The organism is Novosphingobium sp. HNCC26DJ243, assembly GCF_057180545.1.
Genome location: NZ_JBXUGN010000002.1, coordinates 386,258 through 403,747 on the forward strand (window position 1 = coordinate 386,258; position 17,490 = coordinate 403,747).

Genomic DNA, 17,490 nt, shown 5'->3' on the forward strand with positions numbered 1-17,490 from the left:
CTGATGCTTTTACGGGGTTCACCCAGCTACGCCAGAGTATGACAAGTAGCTGTTTTATTACGATTCTACGTGTGATACACTTCGCTCGAAAATGACCCAATCGACCTGTTGGTGGACCCGTGGTGGTCCCGGCATCGATACGGGTCCACTCGGAGTGAAGCAAGTGGGTCAGCGTTCAACGGTGAAATTGACACGCGATCTTTGCGAGCGGGCGGAGAGGCGCGAAGAGCAGTATGAGCTCTGGGACGCCGAAATCGCCGGCTTCGGGCTGCGCATCATGCCGAGCGGCGTGAAATCATTCATAGTGCGCTATCGCGCTGATGGTGGTGGGCGTACCGCGAAGCGGCGCACCTATACACTTGGTCGCTTTGGTGCGCTGACGATCGACCAGGCCCGCAAGAGCGCCAAAACCGTTCTCGGCGCAGTTGCTAACGGCCAGGACCCCGGTGAGAAACGGATCGCCAAGCGCGGCGAGATGCTGATCTCTCAACTGCGCGATCTGTACGAAAAGCGCGGCTGCGTGATCCAGCGCGGCAAGAAGATCGGGCAACCGATGAAACCGCTCACGAAAAAGTACACGCTCGCACGCGTCGACCATCACATCGTGCCGCTGCTTGGTCGCAAGCGGATCGGCGACGTGAGCATCGCGGACGTCGAGCAGTTCGCGAGCGATGTTGCCAGCGGCAAAACGGCGCGCGACGAGAAGATCGGGCACCGTCAGCGCATCATTGTACGCGGTGGCGAAGGCGCCGCGCGCAAGGCGATCCGTGACCTATCGGCCATGTACAGCTTCGCAATGCGACTTGAGCTGACCGATCGTAATCCGGTGGACAAAGCCGCCGTCCGCAAGACCGATAACCAGCGCGAGCGCTTCTTGACGTTGGAAGAGGTAAAGAGGCTGGGTGAGGCATTCGACCAGCTTGAGGCCGAGGGCACGAATCCCAAAGCGATAGCCATCGCCCGCTTGTGGGCGCTGACCGGCTGCCGGCGCAATGAGATTGCAGGGCTCAAATGGCGCGAGGTTGATCTCGACCGGGGCTTCCTGATGTTCGAGGACAGCAAGACGGGGCGCTCTGTGCGACCACTCGGCCGGGCGGCAGTCGAGATACTGCGCGGCGTCACGCAAACCGACGATTCTGAGTTCGTCTTTCCGTCGACCTCAGGTGAGTCCTTCTTTCACGGCACCAAGGGCATCTGGCCAAAGGTGAAGAAGCTTTCGGGGCTGCACGATGTGACCCCGCATACCCTGCGTCACACCATGGGCTCGACCTCGACATCGGCGGGGCAGGCGCTCGCGATGACTGGCGCGATCCTCGGGCATCGCAACCCACGCTCTACCGCAATATATGCCCATGTTCAGCTTGCCCCCGCCAAGCGGGCAGCGGAACGCGCGTCATCCAAGATCGCCGTTGCGCTAGGACGGCCGGCCGTGCAGCCGCGGCGCAGTCCAACCAAGAGTGTGACCGCATGACGCTCTCATCAGCCTCTTCATTCCGATCCGGCAATTTCCGCGATTCCGTCTCGGAGCATTCTCCGCTAAGAGAAGCGCCGCCGCACGGTGCGATGTGCGGCCCGGGCGGGGGAATGAACATCTACAGCGCAGCGCAACTGTCTGCTTTAATGCGCCTGTTCTCCGCCACCGTTTTCCGTGAAATGGCGAAGAAGGGCCGGTCCAGTCTGTTCCGCCGGCTCGTCGAGCAGACCGATCTGATGGAGCGCGCCGACCCGCGCGCGACTGTCGGAGATACGTTCGACTCGGCGTTCGACATTCTGAAAGTCGCCGGGCACCGCGACGAATATATCTACCGCGCGGCGATCAGCCACAAAGTGCTGATGGGAACGCACTCCCTTCGCACGGCCTCGATGCTCAACGAGTTTCGAGCCGGCAGCTGCAAGGCGGACCTCGTCATCCTGAACGGCACGGCGACTGTCTATGAAATCAAGTCGGAGCGGGATTCGCTCGCGCGGCTCGCCAACCAGGTCGAGAACTACAAGCGCGTGTTCGCAAAGGTGAACGTGATCGCGAGTGAGAGCCACGTCGAGGGCGTGCTGGCGACAGTCCCGGACGATGTCGGGGTAATGTGCCTCTCCAAGCGCTATCGCATCTCGACGGTCCGCGAAGCCATCGACTGCCCGGGGCGCATCTGCCCTGTGACCGTCTTTGAATCGCTGCGCACGGCCGAGGCCGCAGCAATCCTCAAGGCGATGGGCGTGACCGTTCCGCTCGTGCCGAACACGCAGCGGCACGCCGCAATGCGCAACCTCTTTGCGATGCTGAAGCCGGCGGAGCTCCATGTCGAGATGGTGCGGACGCTTAAGCGAACGCGCGATCTCGCGCCGCTCGGCGACCTCGTCGATCGCCTACCAGAATCCCTCCAGGCCGCAGCGCTGTCGGTATCCGTGCGCCGCGCCGATCATCCGCGACTGGTCGAAGCTGTCGCAACGCCGCTGAAATCGGCCATGGCCTGGAGCTGACTGGCGCATGTATCATCCCTATTTCCGCGGGAAGCAGTTCGAGCTGATCACGATCCGCGAGATGGCGCCGCTGCTCGCCGAGAAAAACTTCGTGCCGGTTATCGAGCCGGTGCGCGAGGCGCTCGGTGGCCTCAAAAAGACCTTGAGCGCGGTCTGTGCCGCCGGCGGGCGGGCGATCGTGATCGTGAACCCCTATCATGGCGACCATCAGGAAGACGGCACCAGCATCACCAGCCTGCTGCAGGAAGGCTTCATCGGCACCGACAATATCGCTGCTGGCATCCTGCTGCGCAGCGACATGACGGTCGACGAAGTGATGGCCTGCTACAATCACCATGCCGATCATCATCCGGTGCTGGTCCACGCCGGCTTCACCGTGCCTAAGGCGCTGGCGGCCGAGCTGGAAGACAGCATGGCGGGTCTCACCAATGTCTTCGTCGAAGACCACGCAAAGCTGCTCTACCGGAAGCATTTCGACCAGAGCACGCGCATTCTAGTACGCGACGGCTTTAAGCGCCAGCGCAATGCTGACTATCCGGCGATGGAGGAGTTCTCCGACCTCCATGTTACCTATAACGACCTCGGAATGGCCGGCTTCGGTGACTTCCTCATCGTCGGCGATGTCTACAGCGAGGGCGGCGGCCCGGCCTATGCGGTCGCGATCCACCTGACCTTCATCGACCCTGACAATGACGACGTGATGTACATCTATCACTTCGTCTCGGACACGAAGGACACGCCGACGGATCCCGCCGGCAAGTTCGCCCAGGCGCTGGCGAAGCTTATTGCCAAGCTCAACAGCGGCACCTCCCACATTCTCGAGACCGAGGCGATCAAGGAGTTTCGCGACCTCCACGCCAAGGGCCATTTCCCGGGTCTCGGCTATATCAAAAAGCTCTCGATGAAGCATCACATCGAGACGCTCTCCAACTATCTTGGCTGAGCCCCATGGCACAGCGTTTCTGCTGCCCGGAATGCTTCGACGATCGCGGCCTGCGCGATCAGCTCTTCCCGTCACTCGACCCCGGCCATGGGACGTGCGATTTCTGCGGGACCGCTGACAGCCAGCTTGTCGAGCCGGGCAAGCTTGCCAACTATTTCGAGTTGCTGGTCAATGTCTACGAGCCGAGCGAGGACGGAAAATCACTCGTCGAATGGATGAAGGACGACTGGCAACTCTTCAGCCACCCGCGGATGGACATCGCCCACGCCAAGGAACTTCTCGGCGAGATTCTCGACGACGGCGAGATCGTCCGACGCACCTTCGCGCCATCGGCGAGCTATATCAGCGAAGGCCTCGCGCAGTGGGACAAGCTGCGCGACGAGATGATGTATGCCAATCGCTGGTTTCTGGATGTCGGCATCGACCTTGATCGGCTCCGCCAGTTGCTCGACATGCTGCTGGCGCCGCCATTACCCCGGCAATGGTATCGCGCGCGCATTCGCACCGAGGACGAGATTTTTCCGATCGACAAGATGGGCGCACCACCCAAGCGGCGCTCGTCCCATGGCCGGGCCAATCCCGCTGGCATCCCCTATCTCTATCTGGGGTCGCTTCCCAACACGGCGGCGGCCGAAATCAGACCGCATACCGGCGAGGTCGCCTGCGTCGCCGACTTCACCATCCCCGAGATCAACGCCGTCGATCTGCGCAACCCGCGCAAGCTGGTCTCGCCGTTCATTCTCACCGACGCGAGCGAGATCGGGCAGCTTCGCGCCGACCTGCCGTTTCTGGAACGCCTGGGCGAAGAACTGACGCGGCCGGTGCAGCCGGCCGGCGCGGCGATCGACTATATTCCGAGCCAGTATCTTTGCGAGTTCATCAAGAAGAGCGGCTTCGACGGCGTCGTCTATCGCAGCTCGGTTAGCGACGGCATCAATCTTGCGCTTTTCGATCCCGAGCAGGCGACGGGCGGCGCGGTGTCACTGTTCAACGTGACGAAGGTCTGGGTCGACGTGGCGGCGGCATAAGCACGGCACATGACGGCCATTTACTCTCGCGGCATAGCCCGGTTCCGGCATGCAACGACCGGCGAGATTGTCACGATCTCCGCTGACGAACTGGAATGGGCAGAGTTCGCAGCGGATGAGCGGCAGATGGGAACCGAGATCGGCTATTCCGCCGAAATCGACCATCCCGCGCTTGGCACCATATCCTGGGAGCTGTGGGAGTATCCGGTCGGAGCTGAGAATATGCGTGAGACCCATGCGAACGGCCATGAGCTGCTCGAGAATATCGACTTCGGCTTACAGGATTTCCCCGACCAACCGGGGGGAGAACCACCGCTCGCCTTGCGGCTAGCCGCGCTCCCTGCCCAGCTCGATGAGCTAGACCAGCTTCTTGCCACGCTGCGCGACCGATCCCCAATGATTGGTCACAATCGAGCGCCGGCACAGTTTCGTCTCGATATTCCGCACGATCAGATCGATGGCGCACGCGCGAGCATAGGCCACATCCGCGGCGAACTTGCCAAGCCAAATGCTGCGGAGACCGCGAGCCCTGAGACGGTTCATCGCGCCGAAGGTCGCCTTCGCGAACTTGCGACGACAATCGGCGGCTGGATGAAGACGGTCGCGGTCTTGGTGGTGAAGGGTACGGCCACGGGCGCCGCTGGCTTGGTCGCAAAGGAAGTCATCAGCCAGAACGCTTCGCTCCACGCTCTCGTCGTGACGATCGCGGACACCTTGAGCAGCTGGCTTCAATTCCTCGGCACCCTCTGAGCCGCCTTCAATCTCCCGCAACTGTTATTTGCGCGCCCTAGTCACGCTATCTCGCGCGTCCACATACCTCGTATCGGAGGTGGAGGCGCGACGTTTTGCCGCGACCCAGGATTGCAAATCCTCCAGCGCGTAAACGACCCGGCGGCCCAGTTTTGAAAAGGTCGGTCCGCCGCCTACCACTCGGAGCTTCTCCAAGGTGCGGGGGGACAGATTGAGAAAGCCGGCAGCCTGATCGTTGGACAGGAAACCGTTCGGCGCAGACGGTCGAGCCTGATCGTCCCTGCTCATCGTGAACCTCGCCGAGCTTCTTCGCGCGCTTTTGCAAATCCGCGATCACCGTCAAGAAATGTAGCGAGCATCGCGGGGATAAGCTCCGCCACCGGTTCCTCACGACCATAGGCTTCGGCGTAAAGCGCAGCATACTGTTGAAGCATCTGGTGCAAATCGGGCGTGACGGTAATCGCCAGCTTAATCGGGGTTCTGTCCGGCAGCTTCGCAAGCTTCAATTCTGGCATGCCCTGCTCCTATCCGCGCCAAGGCGCGAGAATGAGGTCCTTGTGGACGACCAGGCGCACGGTTGCGCCGGGCCGGATCGTGATCGTCGGCTGGATATTGAGGTTGCGGGATGTGAGCTGATCGCCCGCGCGAGACACGTTTTGCTGCGTCGATTCCCGGATTGCCTGAACGAGATCGCTCTCGCCCGTGACGGTCAGCTGTGAGCCGACGCCGAGCAACGTCGAAAGTGCGACGCCCTTGAGGAGCGCCCATGTGTGGAAATCGACCTTGTCCTGCAGGCCGGCATAACCGGACGCGTCGGTCGCCGGCACGTTATCAATCCTGAGCGAGCTGCCGTCGGGAAGCATGATCCGCTGCCACACGATCAAAGCGCGCTTCTGGCCAAATGCCACGACGCTATCGTAACTGCCGATCAGCCGTGATCCCTGCGGAATGAGCAAGATGCGCCCGGTTGGGCTGTCGAACACCTGGCTGGTGACTTGGGCCGTCACCAGCCCCGGCAGGTCGGAGCGTAGGCCGGTGATCAGGCTTGCCGAGATGACGCTCCCCGCTGAAAGCAGGTAGGGCGACGGTGCTGCCGTTAGTGTGTGCGGATTGATGTCGCCGGAGCGATCGAGCGCGCCGACAAATTGGGACTTCCGCCCCTGAGCGTTGGGGTCCCGATCCGGACCAAGCGTCGGTCCCGATGCCTCCGGCGCTGGGACCGCCGGCGTTGCTGCTGCATCGACTGTGGTTGGCGGCGACGTGGCGGTGCGGCCTTGCACCAACACCCCGGATTGGCGGGCGGCCCTCAATTCCGACAGCCGCCGTTCCCTTTCTTGCGCCTCCGACTGACCCGACGGATCATTGCCGACGCCGGTTTCCATTGCCATGCGGCGCTGGCTTTCAAGGATCGGCCTGCCAAGGTCACCGGGCAGCGGTGGGCCAAGCTTCGGGGTATCGCCATAGGTTGCGGGCAAGCCGTTCAGAGCATCGGCCGATGGACGATTGCTCGGCTCCGATAATTCCTGACGATCTGCGACAGCGTTAAAAACGCGAGGTTTCAATGCGATCCAAGCGACGACGACCAGGCTTACGGAACCGAGAGCCGCAACGGCGATGATAACTCCGCGGCGGAAGCGTATCGCGCGCGCCGGCTTCGTTCGGATTGCCAACGTTTCGGGATCGACCTTCGCTGCGGGAGGGAGGGCTGCATCGCTCACGAGCGCTTCCCCTTTCGCGAGGCATTGCCGTCAGCAACGCGCGCGATCCGGACAACCTGCTGCTTCTTCGTGCCGAGCCTGAGTTCGGCCGCGTCAAAGATTTGATCGACGACATAGTATCGGCCGCGGACCCGATAGTTGACCAGTTCGACCTCGCCGGTCGGCCCGACGACGAACAGCGGCGGCGCCTCGCCGACGACGATGGTGACGGGAAATTCGACAAATGTCTGCCGGCCGTCATCGAACGCGCGCAGCGGTCGCCATACAGGCGCATCGCCGCTGATCGCATAGTTGAAATGAAGACTGTCGACTGCCAGCCCTTCAGAAACTGGCGCGGCAGCGGCGACCTGTTCGGCAGCCCGCCTCAAGGCAATGAGCTGATCGGCCGGATACGTCCACGACAACGCGGCCATCGCGGTTCGCGAGGTGGCGGTCAGTTGAAGGTGGTAGCTTCGCCGATCGGTCGTCACGACAAGGTTCGTCGCGAGGCCCGAGGTGAACGGCTTCACCAGGATATGTGTGCGCTTGTCGGTGCCGGTTCCACTGGTCGTGTCGCCGATGACCCAGCGAACCGTATCGCCGGCCGCCACCGCCACGAGATTTTCACCGGCCTGCAGGGTGATGTCGGTTACGACGCCGGGTGCTGTATAGACTTGGTAGATTGCGCCGTCGCTGAACGGGAATATCTGAACGGCATTCACAAAACCCTGTGTCTGTGGCTCGAGCGTCGCTGCACGATTGGCAGCCGCGACCCGCACCACGACAGGGTTGACCCGCTTTCGTGCGATCGTTCGGCGACTTGGCTGCCTCGGCACGGGTGACGGCTTGGCAACCGCGACGGGCTCGGGCGCCGGTTGAGGCGTCATGGTCTGGGCCTGCGTAGACGTAGCCATGATCGCGAGGGCGGATACTGCAAGAACGAACTTCATGGGCGTGACTCCTGGGCGGGCTGCGTCGGAGCAGCGAGATTGGGATCGAGGGGAGAGCCGAGCGGCAAGCCTGCGGGCACAGGCGGTGGGGCAGCCGGCGGCGGTGTGGGACGCGACTGCGCAGGGGGATCGAGTTCCCGGCTCCAATCGACCGCATCAACGTAGACGCCAAGCGGGTTCTTTCGGAGCGTGTCCGCATCGGTAGGTGCCCGCATCACGACGGTCAGGATCGCCGTCCAACGCTGCGTCCCTGCCTGCGCGCCGCGCTCATATGCGGTCTCGGTCCATTTGACCTGGAAGGATCGATCAGATGCGCGCACCACGCTCGTCACCTGAACCGACACCGTCCGCTCGCCGATATTTGCAAAGGGGTTGGCGGCTCGAGCGTAGTCGCCGAGAAATTGGGAGCCGCGCTTGGTGGTGAAATCATAGGCTTCGAGCCAGTCCTGGCGAACCAGCACCGGATCGAGCGATCGGCCGCGGACGTTCGCTATGAAGCGCGACAGGTGCCAGGCGATCTGCGGATCAGTAGGGTGGTAGCCCGCCTCTGCTTCCGAGACGGCGCGCGCTTCGCCCAGCCGATCGACCTCAACGACATAAGGCGTGATCCGGCTCTGGACTGATTGCCAGACAAGACCCGACGAGAGACCGCCAGAGAGAGCAAGGCATCCGAACGCTATCAGGCGCCAGTTGCGCGCTTGGACGCGAGAGGAACCGATCCGTTCATCCCAGACCTGCCCGGCACGCTGGTACGGTGTCGTCGGCTCCGGGGTTTGTCCGTAACGCTGGACGGCGCGTTTGAAGATCATCAGTCGTCCCTTTCCTTGATATCGGGGGTGGCGGAAGCGCCGCCGCGATCGCCTTGCTGCACGGCATGCAGCGCGATCTGGCGGTGATGTCGGGCGGTCTGCTGGCCTCGCATAGCGCGTGCCCAGGCCGGGGTGCCGTCGGCGTCGGAGGATGCTGCTGCTTCGGCCCGGTCATTGCGGTTAAGGGCATTCCAGGCCACGGCCCGACCTTGCGAAGCGGCTTCGCCCAGGCCGAGCGCGCTGGATGCACGCTCGCGAGCGGCATTGCCGGCGGCGCGCGCCACACCGCTAAGTCCTGCCGCCATCGTCGGTGACGACGCGGTTTCCTTGCCCAGCGTGTAGGCCGTCGAAGCTGCCGATCCCATCGACGTACCGGCCCGGACTGCGCCGAGTGCCGCACCGCCGAGAGCACGCGCCCCCCCAACGGCGGCGCCACCCGCAAGCATCGTGATACCGGCAGCGCCCACAGTCGTGCCGAGCGCGGCACCGGCACCGAGTTGCGGCGCGCCTGCGACTAGTCCCGAGGCAATGCTCGGACCGAAAATGCCGAGACCGAACATGGTGAGGCTGGCGAGCATCAGACTCAGCGCCTGTCCGATGTCCGGCTCCTGGCCCTGTAGCGCCGTCGTGAACTCGGTGAAGAAATTTGAGCCGATCCCGACGATGACGGCGAGCACCATCACCTTGATGCCTGACGAGACCACGTTGCCGAGCACGCGTTCGGCCAGGAAGCTGGTTCGATTCCAAAGCGCAAATGGCACGAGGATGAAGCCCGCCAGCGAGGTCAGCTTGAACTCGATGATCGTGACGAACATCTGCACCGCGAGGATGAAGAAGGTGATGATGACGATCGCCCAGGCGAACAACAGAACGGCGATGGTGAGAAAACTGTCGAAGAAGGTCGTGAACCCCGTCAGTTCGGATACCTGCTGCAAGAGTGGCCAGGCCGCTGAGAACCCCGTGCCCGCAAGCCGCCCGGGCTTGAGCAGATCGGCCGCAGACATGCCGCCGCCACCTGCGGTCAACCCGGCCTGCGCGAACGAGCGGAAGATGATGTCGGCAAGGGTCGAGAAGCTGTTCAGGATGAACGCGAACGCGCCGATGTAGAGGATCTTCTTGAGGAAGCGGCCGATCACGTTGTCGTCGCCGCCCATTGCCCAAAAGAGGCCGGCCAGCGTGATGTCGATGCCGATCAACGTCACGGTCAGGAAGTGGACGTCGCCGCCGAGCAATCCGAAGCCGGCGTCGATATAAGTGATGAACGCCTGCATGAAGCGGTCGATGACATTGAGATCGTTCACGGCTGTCGGTTTCCTCAGCGAGGTGAAAAAGGCCGCAGGGCGAAGCCGGGGGAGCGAAGCCCCGCCCTGCGGCGGACGACGACGGGAGGCGGACCGTCGCGGCCTTCCGGCGCGCCTACTGGGGCGTGTAGGCGGTGCCGGAACCGAGGAACTTCTTGGTTGCTGCTTGCGCGTCGATCTGTGCCTGCGCCTGGCGGGCACGCTCGATCGTCTCGGCGCGATATTGAGCAGCCATCATGTTCTGGATCTGAAACTGCTGCTTGGCGCTGAGGGCGAGCAACTGATTGGTGGCCTGCTGCGCCTGCAGCGAACCTTCAGCACCCTGGCTCTTCGCCACAAGCGCCGAGAGTGTCTGGGCGTCCGATGCGACGTTTTCGGCGACCTGCGCCTGCACAGTCATCGTGTGCTTGTAAGCGGACATTGCGGTGTCGAGGCGAGAGCGCGCGGCAACGACCTGATCGTTCATCCGCAATGCCTGGCCGAAGCTTTGCGGGAAGAGTTGGTGGAATTGCTGGTCGAGGCCGGAGACCTGGAGGCGGATGCCCTGGGCTTGCCCCATCAGGCGGTCGACCTGCTGCAGCGTCTGGGTGAGCGCCTGCAGCTCGGGGAAATCGATCGTCGTCAGGTTCTTCGCCTGGTTGAGCAGGCTTCGCGCCTGGTTCTGCAGCGACTGGATCTGGTTGTTGATCTGGGTGAGTGTCCGGGCCGCCGTCAGGATGTTCTGGCTGTAGTTGCTCGGGTCGAACACGGTCAGCTGGGCGTGGGCAGGCGTACTCGTCATAGCGAGGCCCATAGCGAGCGAGCCTGCTGTCCCGAGGCCAAGGGCGCTCGCGATCAGATATTTGCGGGTGGGGAAACGCATCACATTACTCCTTTGCTTGGGGGGCGGGAAAATCGGCGAGCAAGTCGGCGGCCCAGTCGAGCCCGGCCGATGTGAGGAAGCGGGCCGCGAAGTCCGAGAGGCCATCGTCGGCGATCATCGCGTCGATCCGCGATTGCGTGACGGGGTCGGACGCGCCGCACAGGGCGAGCGCGATCGGGCCGAGACCGAGTTCGAACAGCCGGTTGCCGCGCGCCGACTGCAGGTAATATTGCCGCTTCGGTGTGGCGCGGCTGACCAGCTCGATCTGGCGATCGTTCAAGCCGAACCGCTCATAGGCCTCGCGACTCTGCGGCTCGATCGCGCGATCATTGGGCAGCAGGATGCGCTGTGGGCAGCTCTCGATGATGGCCGGCGCGATGCTGCTCGACGAGATGTCTGCGAGGCTCTGGGTCGCGAACAAAACCGCGACGTTCTTCTTGCGCAGCACCTTCAGCCATTCGCGGATGCGCGCCGCAAACAACGGGTGGTCGAGAAATATCCAGGCCTCGTCGAGGACCAGCAGGGTCGGCCGGCCATCGAACCGTTCTTCCAATCGGTGGAAGAGATAGGTCAGCACGGGCGCCACGACGCCGGCCTGGCCCATCAGCGCTTCAGTTTCGAAGCACTGCACATCAGCGAAGGCGAGATGCTGCTCGGCCGCGTCGAGCAGCCGTCCATAGGGGCCGTCCAGCGTGTAGGCGCCGAGCGCGGTGCGGAGCGCATTGGATTGGAGGAGCAGAGTCAGCCCGGTGAGGGTGCGTTCCTCCGGCGGCGCAGACGCGAGGCTGCCGAGCGCCGACCAGACGGCATCCTTCACTTCGGGCGTGACGAGGACCTTCTCGTGGGCGAGCAGTGCCGCGATCCATTCCGCCGCCCAGCTTCGCTCGGTGGCGTCATCGATCCTGCGCAAAGGCTGGAACGCCAGCGTCTCACCCGCATCGGCACCGAGTCCGAGCGCATGGTGTGCGCCGCCCATGGCAAGTACGGCCGCCCGTGCGGAAAACCCCTTGTCGAAGATATAGACCTGAGAGCCCGCGTAGCGCCGGAACTGAAGTGCAATCAACGCGAGCAACACCGATTTGCCGGCGCCCGTCGGTCCGACCACCAGCATGTGCCCGACGTCGCCGACGTGCGTCGATAGGCGGAACGGCGTCGATCCTGCTGTGCTGGCATGGAGCAACGGTGGACCGTCGAGGTGGGCGTTGCGGACAGGGCCGGCCCAGACCGACGACAGCGGCATGAGATGCGCGAGATTCAGCGTGTGAACCAGCGGCTGCCGGACGTTCGCGTAGGCCTGGCCAGGTAGCGACGACAGCCATGCCTCGACGGCATTGACGCCTTCTCGTATCGTCGTGAAGCCGAACCCGTTGACGATCCGCTCGACCCGCCTGACCTTGTCTTCGACGCCGGCGCGATCGCTATCGCTGACCGTGATTGTCGTGGTCAGGTGGCCGAACGCGACATGGTCGCCGCCCAGGACCTGAAGCGCGAGGTCGGCATCGACCACCTTGTTGTCGGCGTCGGTGTCGAGCAGCTGCGATGGCTGGTTGTACATGACCTCGCGCAGGAGCGCGGTGATCGACTTGCGCTTGTTGAACCACTGCCGACGTAGCTTGGTCAGCGCTTTGGTGGCGTCGCTCTTGTCGAGCGCGAGAAAGCGCGTGACCCACCGATAGCCGAAGTCTTGATGGTTGAGCGCATCGAGGATCCCCGGCCGGCTGATGCTTGGGAAGCCGAGCACGGTCAGGGTGCGAAGGTGGGTTCCGCCGAGCCGCGGCTCCAGGCCGCCGGTCAGCGGCGTGTCGACGAGCAGCGCGTCAAGATAGACCGGCGTCTCGGGGACCGCGACATGATGCGGGCGATTGGAGATCGTGCTGTGCAGGAAGGTCAGCGTCTCGGAGTCATCGAGGGCGCGGACCTCGGGCATGAAGCTCGCGAAGAGATCCAGGGCGCGATCGCTTTCGGCGATGAAGCTGGACAGTGCGCCATGCCAGTCGCGGCCCTTGTCGGCATCGGGTCGCTCGACCAGCGACCGGCCGGCCGCCTCGGCGCTATCGGGCGTGGGCAGCCAGGTCAGCGTCAAATGGTAGCGGCTCTCATAGTGCTCGCCTTCGCCGAGGAAGGCGGCGCGGCGTTCCTGGTCGACCAGCCAGGACGCGGCGTCTGGAAAGCCGCTGTCCGGGTAAGCAGACGCTTCGCGGCGCTCGGCCTCGAAGAACAATGCCCAACCAGTCCCGAACCGCTTGAGGACATTGTTCGCGCGCGCGCAGGCCGAGATCAGCTCGCCTTCGGTCGCCGATTCCAGATCGGGCCCGCGGAAGCGTAACGTCCGTTGGAAGCTTCCGTCCTTGTTCAAGACGACGCCAGGCGCGACCAGCGCCGCCCAAGGAAGGTGATCCGCCAGCCGGTCGGGCCGGTGACGATATTCGGCGAGGTTCAGCACGCGAAATAGCCTTTCTGGCGGAGATGGCGGATTAGCACAGGCGCGAAATCCGGATCGCGGCGGGCGGCAAAGACGGCGATGCTGTGGCCGACCGCCCAGAGTACAAGGCCGGCGATCCATTGCTGGAGGCCAAGGCCAACGGCGGCGGCCAGTGTGCCGTTGACGATCGCCAGCCCGCGCGGTGCGCCCCCGAGCAGGATCGGCGACCCGAGGCTCCCATGGATGGGAGCCTCGAACCCTTCGAGATGTTGGCCGGTGCCGATCACGCGATCAGCGCCCCGCCGCCAAAGCTGAAGAAGCTGAGGAAGAAGCTCGACGCCGCGAAGGCGATCGAAAGGCCGAAGACGATCTGGATGAGGCGCCGGAAGCCGCCACTGCTCTCGCCGAACGCGAGCGTCAGTCCGGTGACGATGATCACGATGACTGCGACGATCTTCGCAACCGGACCCTGGACCGATTCCAGCACCTGCTGGAGCGGTTGCTCCCACGGCATGCCAGATCCCGCCGCCTGCGCGGCGGGGGCTATGGCGAGGGTCAAGCCGATCGCCGCGCCGACGAGGAAGGTCGATCCGCGAGACGGAATCTTGGCAAGCTGCATGGTCATTCTCCTTCGGGGTTGAGAGGCAAGAGGAAGTCGGCGAGCGCGTAGGCGCCGGTGTCGGCATCGAGCCCGGCGACGCGCGCGATCTGCGAAATGCGGCGCTGGAGGCCGCGTCCGGAGATGAAGACGATGATGTCGATCGCCTCGGCAATCAGCCGGCGCGGGACCGTGACCACCGCCTCCTGGACGAGACCCTCGATCCGGTAGAGCGCTGAGATCGCGCTATTGGCGTGGACGGTGGCGATGCCCCCCGGATGGCCCGTATTCCAGGCCTTGAGCATGTCGAGCGCTTCGGGACCGCGCACCTCTCCGACGATGATGCGGTCAGGGCGCAGGCGCAGCGTCGAGCGGACGAGATCGGCCATCGTCACGACGCCCGGTCGCGTGCGGAGGGCCACCGTGTCGGCGGCGGGACTCTGCAGCTCGCGCGTGTCCTCGATCAGGATGACGCGCTCGTCGACCCAGGCCATTTCGGCGAGGAGCGCGTTGGCGAGCGTGGTCTTCCCCGAGCTGGTGCCGCCGGCCACCAAGATGTTGTAGCGCTGGGTGACACAGGCCCTCAGCCGGTCGGCAGCGGCCTGCGCCATGATGCCGTCGGTGACATAATCATCGAGACTGTAGAGGCGCTCGGCGGGCTTGCGGATCGAGAAGCAGGGTGCGGTCGATACGGGCGGCAGCACTCCTTCGAACCGCTCACCGGCGCGTCCCTCGATATGCGGTGGTAGTTCGGCAGAAACGATCGGTGCGTCACCGTGAACCTCGGCCCGCGCATGGGAAGCGACGAGGCGGATGATCCGCTCGACCTGGGTGGCGTCCATCCGCACGCCTGTGTCGGTGCGGCCCTCGCCAAGTCGGTCAAGGCGCAGCGCCCCGTCGGGATTGACCATGATCTCGATGACACGGACATCGCCGAGGGCTTCGGCGATCGCCGGTCCCATCGCCGTTCGCAGCATCGCGCGCCGCCGGTCCGCGGAGATACCGGCGCTCACCGGCCGGACTCCGCCGCGCCGCCGAACCCGTCGGCGATCGTTCGCCGTCCAGCGGCGATCTGCCGGCCGACCTGAGCGATAAAGGCATCGAACCGCTTGGCGGCGATTGCCCGGCCAGCATGATCATTCTCTGCGAGCGGGGCCTGGATCGCCAGCTCGTAGCGGATGAACAGGGCGAGCGTTTCGAGCTGGACATGCCCGTCGCGCTCAAGCCGTCCGATCGCGGTGGTCAGGCGATCGAGCCGGATGCCAAAGCGATCTTCCAGCTCGGACGCGCCGCGCCGGTTGAGCCAGGCGGTGACCGCGTCGGTCAGGATTGCCGATTTGGATGCGCCCGGCTTGGCGGCCAAGGCCTCAAGGCGGTCGCTTACCGGTTTCGGCAGGAACAGCTGGTGGCGAATCTTCTCGACCATGGTCAGAGGTCCAGCTGCAGGTCGCCGGGCCGATGGTCGCCTGCGTCGATCGCGTAGACGGCGCGCGCGACGCCCAGCGCTCGAGCTTGGTCCATGGCGCGCTGATCGGCAGCGAGATCGCCGTCATCCTCGCCGAGGCCTAGCGGGTCAGCCGTGATCGGCTCGGGTGACAGCGCCTGATCGATTTCTTGACCGGGATGGCGGGCCTGCTCGGGACCGCCACTCACATCGCCACCGTCACCGTCGGCGGCACCGCCGAGGCGAACATCGATGCCGCGAACAATGCCAGCCCAATCGTCCGTGCGCGCAGCGGGTCGATCGGAATAGCTGCCGCCCGCGAGCACAGGCGGCGGCAGCACACGAGCCTTGAACGTGCTGTCTTCGTAATAGCGCAGCTTGGTGGCGCGGATCGGCGGCGAGCCGGCGACGAGGACCAACTCGTCGGTCGCGGGAAGCTGCATCACCTCGCCGGGCGTCAGCAGGGCCCGGGCGGTCTCCTGCCGGCTAACCATGACATGCGCCAGCCAAGGCGCGAGCCGGTGACCGGCATAGTTCCGCATCGCGCGCTGCTCAGTCGCGGTTCCGAGCGCATCGGAAATGCGCTTTGCCGTGCGTTCGTCATTGGTCGCGAAGGCAACGCGGACGTGGCAATTATCGAGGATGGCGTTGTGTTCGCCATAAGCCTTCTCGATCTGGTTGAGGCTCTGCGCGATCAGGAAGGCGCGCACGCCGTAGCCGGCCAGGAACGCAAGGCTGGTCTCGAAGAAATCCAGCCGGCCGAGCGCCGGGAACTCGTCAAGCATCATGAGCAGCTTGTGCCGGGCAGCGGCATTGGAGCCGTTCTCCGCATGGAGATGCTCGGTCAGCCGGCGGCCGATCTGGTTGAGCACGAGGCGAATGAGCGGCTTGGTCCGACTGATGTCAGAGGGCGGCACGACCAGATAGAGCGAGACCGGTGACTTGCCCTCGACCAGATCTGCGATGCGCCAGTCGCATCGCGACGTCACGGTCGCGACGGTGGGATCGCGATACAGGCCCAGGAACGACATTGCCGTCGACAGCACGCCGGAGCGCTCGTTCTCGGATTTGTTGAGCACTTCGCGCGCCGCCGAGGCGACGACCGGATGAACGACCGGCGCGTCGGACGTGCCGAGATGATTGGTGGTCATCATCCGCCGCAGCGTGGCGGTGAATGGCCGTTGCGGGTCGGACAGGAAGGACGCGACGCGGGCGAGCGTCTTGTCCTCCTCGGCGTAGAGGATGTGGAGGATCGCGCCGACAAGCAGCGAGTGGCTGGTCTTCTCCCAGTGATTGCGGCGTTCGAGCGCGCCTTCGGGATCGACGAGGATGTCGGCGATGTTCTGGACGTCGCGCACCTCATCGGTCCCGCGGCGAACCTCGAGCAGCGGATTGTAGCGGGCAGAGCGGGCGTCGGTGGGATTGAAGAGCAGGCAGTGCGAGAAGCGCTGGCGCCAGCCGGCGGTCAGCTGCCAGTTCTCGCCCTTGATGTCGTGGATGACCGCCGATCCTGGCCAGCCAAGCAATGTGGGAACGACCAGGCCGACACCCTTGCCGCTCCGGGTCGGCGCGAACGCCATGATGTGCTCGGGACCATCGTGACGAAGATAGCGGGGACCCGTGCGGCCTAGAAAAACGCCGGATTCCGTGAGCAGCCCGGCCCTGCGAATGTCACTCACATCGGCCCAGCGCGCCGAACCGTAGGTGGTGAGGTTGTTTCGCTGGCGCGCACGCCACAGCGACCCGAAGATTGCGGCGGCGCATCCGGCCAGGCCGCTCGCGGCGGCGATCGCACCTGCCTCTTCGAACAGCTTCGGGGCGTAGGCCTCGAATGAGAACCACCAGCCGAACAGTGCCCAGGGCAGGTAGATCGGATGACCGAAGGCTGTGAACCATGGCCGGCCCAGCTCGGGCTGATAGGCCAGTTCTGCCGCAGCCCACTGTGTGGCAAACCAGACGCCCGCCAACACGATGGCGAACACGACAAGGATCTGTCCGATAAGCAGTTTGGTCGGGGTCATGCGGGCCTCCGCCCGCGTGGGAATCAGTCCCTGCGAGCTTCAGCCAATAGAGTCCGCGATCTCGCTCCTGAGGGTCAGGCCCTGTCTGGTGCCGCGCGGTGCTCTTCTAGGGACCCCCGGTCGCAGCGGCTGCAGAAGGGGAGTGAAGTCCGATTCCTCCCTCAAATCGCTGCTGAGAATCCAACCGGAC

18 protein-coding genes are annotated in these 17,490 nt (G+C 64.3%); 5 read left to right on the forward strand and 13 right to left on the reverse strand.

Translation table 11 applies throughout. From position 1 onward, the window contains the following. Positions 1-91 precede the first annotated feature (91 nt). The 5 genes from AC2A04_RS09380 to AC2A04_RS09400 all read left to right on the forward strand — a co-directional run bounded on the left by AC2A04_RS09380 (position 92) and on the right by AC2A04_RS09400 (position 5,196). Positions 92-1,471: a tyrosine-type recombinase/integrase gene (locus AC2A04_RS09380; protein ID WP_484212058.1), complete on the forward strand. Its 1,380-nt coding sequence runs from the start codon at positions 92-94 to the stop codon at positions 1,469-1,471. Between the two features lie 113 nt (positions 1,472-1,584). Beyond that, entirely contained in the window at positions 1,585-2,475 is an 891-nt protein-coding gene (locus AC2A04_RS09385; protein ID WP_484212059.1) for a sce7726 family protein, read from the forward strand. A 7-nt stretch (positions 2,476-2,482) separates the two neighbouring features. Next, positions 2,483-3,418 carry a sce7725 family protein gene (locus AC2A04_RS09390; protein WP_484212060.1) on the forward strand — a complete coding sequence of 312 codons (936 nt, stop codon included), beginning with the start codon at positions 2,483-2,485 and terminating at the stop codon, positions 3,416-3,418. A gap of 5 nt (positions 3,419-3,423) precedes the next feature. Next, positions 3,424-4,446: an RES family NAD+ phosphorylase gene (locus tag AC2A04_RS09395; RefSeq protein ID WP_484212061.1), complete on the forward strand. Its 1,023-nt coding sequence runs from the start codon at positions 3,424-3,426 to the stop codon at positions 4,444-4,446. A gap of 9 nt (positions 4,447-4,455) precedes the next feature. Continuing rightward, positions 4,456-5,196: a hypothetical protein gene (locus AC2A04_RS09400; RefSeq protein ID WP_484212062.1), complete on the forward strand. Its 741-nt coding sequence runs from the start codon at positions 4,456-4,458 to the stop codon at positions 5,194-5,196. 24 nt (positions 5,197-5,220) lie between these two features. Here AC2A04_RS09400 and AC2A04_RS09405 read toward each other — a convergent pair whose 3' ends face one another. The 13 genes from AC2A04_RS09405 to AC2A04_RS09465 all read right to left on the reverse strand — a co-directional run bounded on the left by AC2A04_RS09405 (position 5,221) and on the right by AC2A04_RS09465 (position 17,300). Next, on the reverse strand, positions 5,221-5,484 hold the full coding sequence (locus AC2A04_RS09405; RefSeq protein ID WP_484212063.1) for a helix-turn-helix transcriptional regulator: 264 nt from the start codon (positions 5,482-5,484) through the stop codon (positions 5,221-5,223). Beyond that, on the reverse strand, positions 5,481-5,711 hold the full coding sequence (locus AC2A04_RS09410) for a DUF2274 domain-containing protein (protein ID WP_484212064.1): 231 nt from the start codon (positions 5,709-5,711) through the stop codon (positions 5,481-5,483). Before AC2A04_RS09410 ends, AC2A04_RS09405 begins: the two co-directional genes overlap by 4 nt. A 9-nt stretch (positions 5,712-5,720) precedes the next feature. After that, positions 5,721-6,914 (reverse strand): TraB/TrbI/VirB10 family type IV secretion system protein, encoded by a 1,194-nt coding sequence (locus AC2A04_RS09415; RefSeq protein WP_484212065.1) that lies wholly within the window; start codon positions 6,912-6,914, stop codon positions 5,721-5,723. Further along, complete coding sequence (gene trbG, locus AC2A04_RS09420) at positions 6,911-7,843, reverse strand: P-type conjugative transfer protein TrbG (RefSeq protein WP_484212066.1); 933 nt, start codon at positions 7,841-7,843, stop codon at positions 6,911-6,913. The genes AC2A04_RS09415 and trbG overlap by 4 nt, the downstream gene beginning before the upstream one ends. Further along, positions 7,840-8,652, reverse strand: a complete 813-nt coding sequence (trbF, locus tag AC2A04_RS09425) for a conjugal transfer protein TrbF (protein ID WP_484212067.1) — start codon at positions 8,650-8,652, stop codon at positions 7,840-7,842. Before trbF ends, trbG begins: the two co-directional genes overlap by 4 nt. Continuing rightward, complete coding sequence (gene trbL, locus AC2A04_RS09430; RefSeq protein ID WP_484212068.1) at positions 8,652-9,953, reverse strand: P-type conjugative transfer protein TrbL; 1,302 nt, start codon at positions 9,951-9,953, stop codon at positions 8,652-8,654. The genes trbF and trbL overlap by 1 nt, the downstream gene beginning before the upstream one ends. A gap of 115 nt (positions 9,954-10,068) precedes the next feature. Further along, the gene (gene trbJ, locus AC2A04_RS09435; RefSeq protein ID WP_484212069.1) at positions 10,069-10,815 is read right to left on the reverse strand and encodes a P-type conjugative transfer protein TrbJ; all 747 of its coding nucleotides are present in this window, start codon (positions 10,813-10,815) and stop codon (positions 10,069-10,071) included. A 4-nt stretch (positions 10,816-10,819) separates the two neighbouring features. Then, the gene (gene trbE / locus AC2A04_RS09440) at positions 10,820-13,258 is read right to left on the reverse strand and encodes a conjugal transfer protein TrbE (RefSeq protein WP_484212070.1); all 2,439 of its coding nucleotides are present in this window, start codon (positions 13,256-13,258) and stop codon (positions 10,820-10,822) included. Further along, positions 13,252-13,524, reverse strand: a complete 273-nt coding sequence (locus AC2A04_RS09445; protein WP_484212071.1) for a VirB3 family type IV secretion system protein — start codon at positions 13,522-13,524, stop codon at positions 13,252-13,254. The genes trbE and AC2A04_RS09445 overlap by 7 nt, the downstream gene beginning before the upstream one ends. Beyond that, complete coding sequence (locus tag AC2A04_RS09450) at positions 13,521-13,862, reverse strand: TrbC/VirB2 family type IV secretion system protein (protein ID WP_241659536.1); 342 nt, start codon at positions 13,860-13,862, stop codon at positions 13,521-13,523. Before AC2A04_RS09450 ends, AC2A04_RS09445 begins: the two co-directional genes overlap by 4 nt. After that, a complete protein-coding gene (gene trbB / locus AC2A04_RS09455; RefSeq protein ID WP_484212072.1) occupies positions 13,859-14,848 on the reverse strand; it encodes a P-type conjugative transfer ATPase TrbB in 990 nt (329 codons plus the stop codon). Before trbB ends, AC2A04_RS09450 begins: the two co-directional genes overlap by 4 nt. After that, a complete protein-coding gene (locus tag AC2A04_RS09460) occupies positions 14,845-15,261 on the reverse strand; it encodes a CopG family transcriptional regulator (protein WP_484212073.1) in 417 nt (138 codons plus the stop codon). Before AC2A04_RS09460 ends, trbB begins: the two co-directional genes overlap by 4 nt. Positions 15,262-15,263: 2 nt before the next feature. Further along, positions 15,264-17,300, reverse strand: coding sequence for a conjugal transfer protein TraG (locus tag AC2A04_RS09465; protein WP_484212074.1), 2,037 nt, complete (start codon positions 17,298-17,300; stop codon positions 15,264-15,266). Positions 17,301-17,490: the final 190 nt, after the last annotated feature.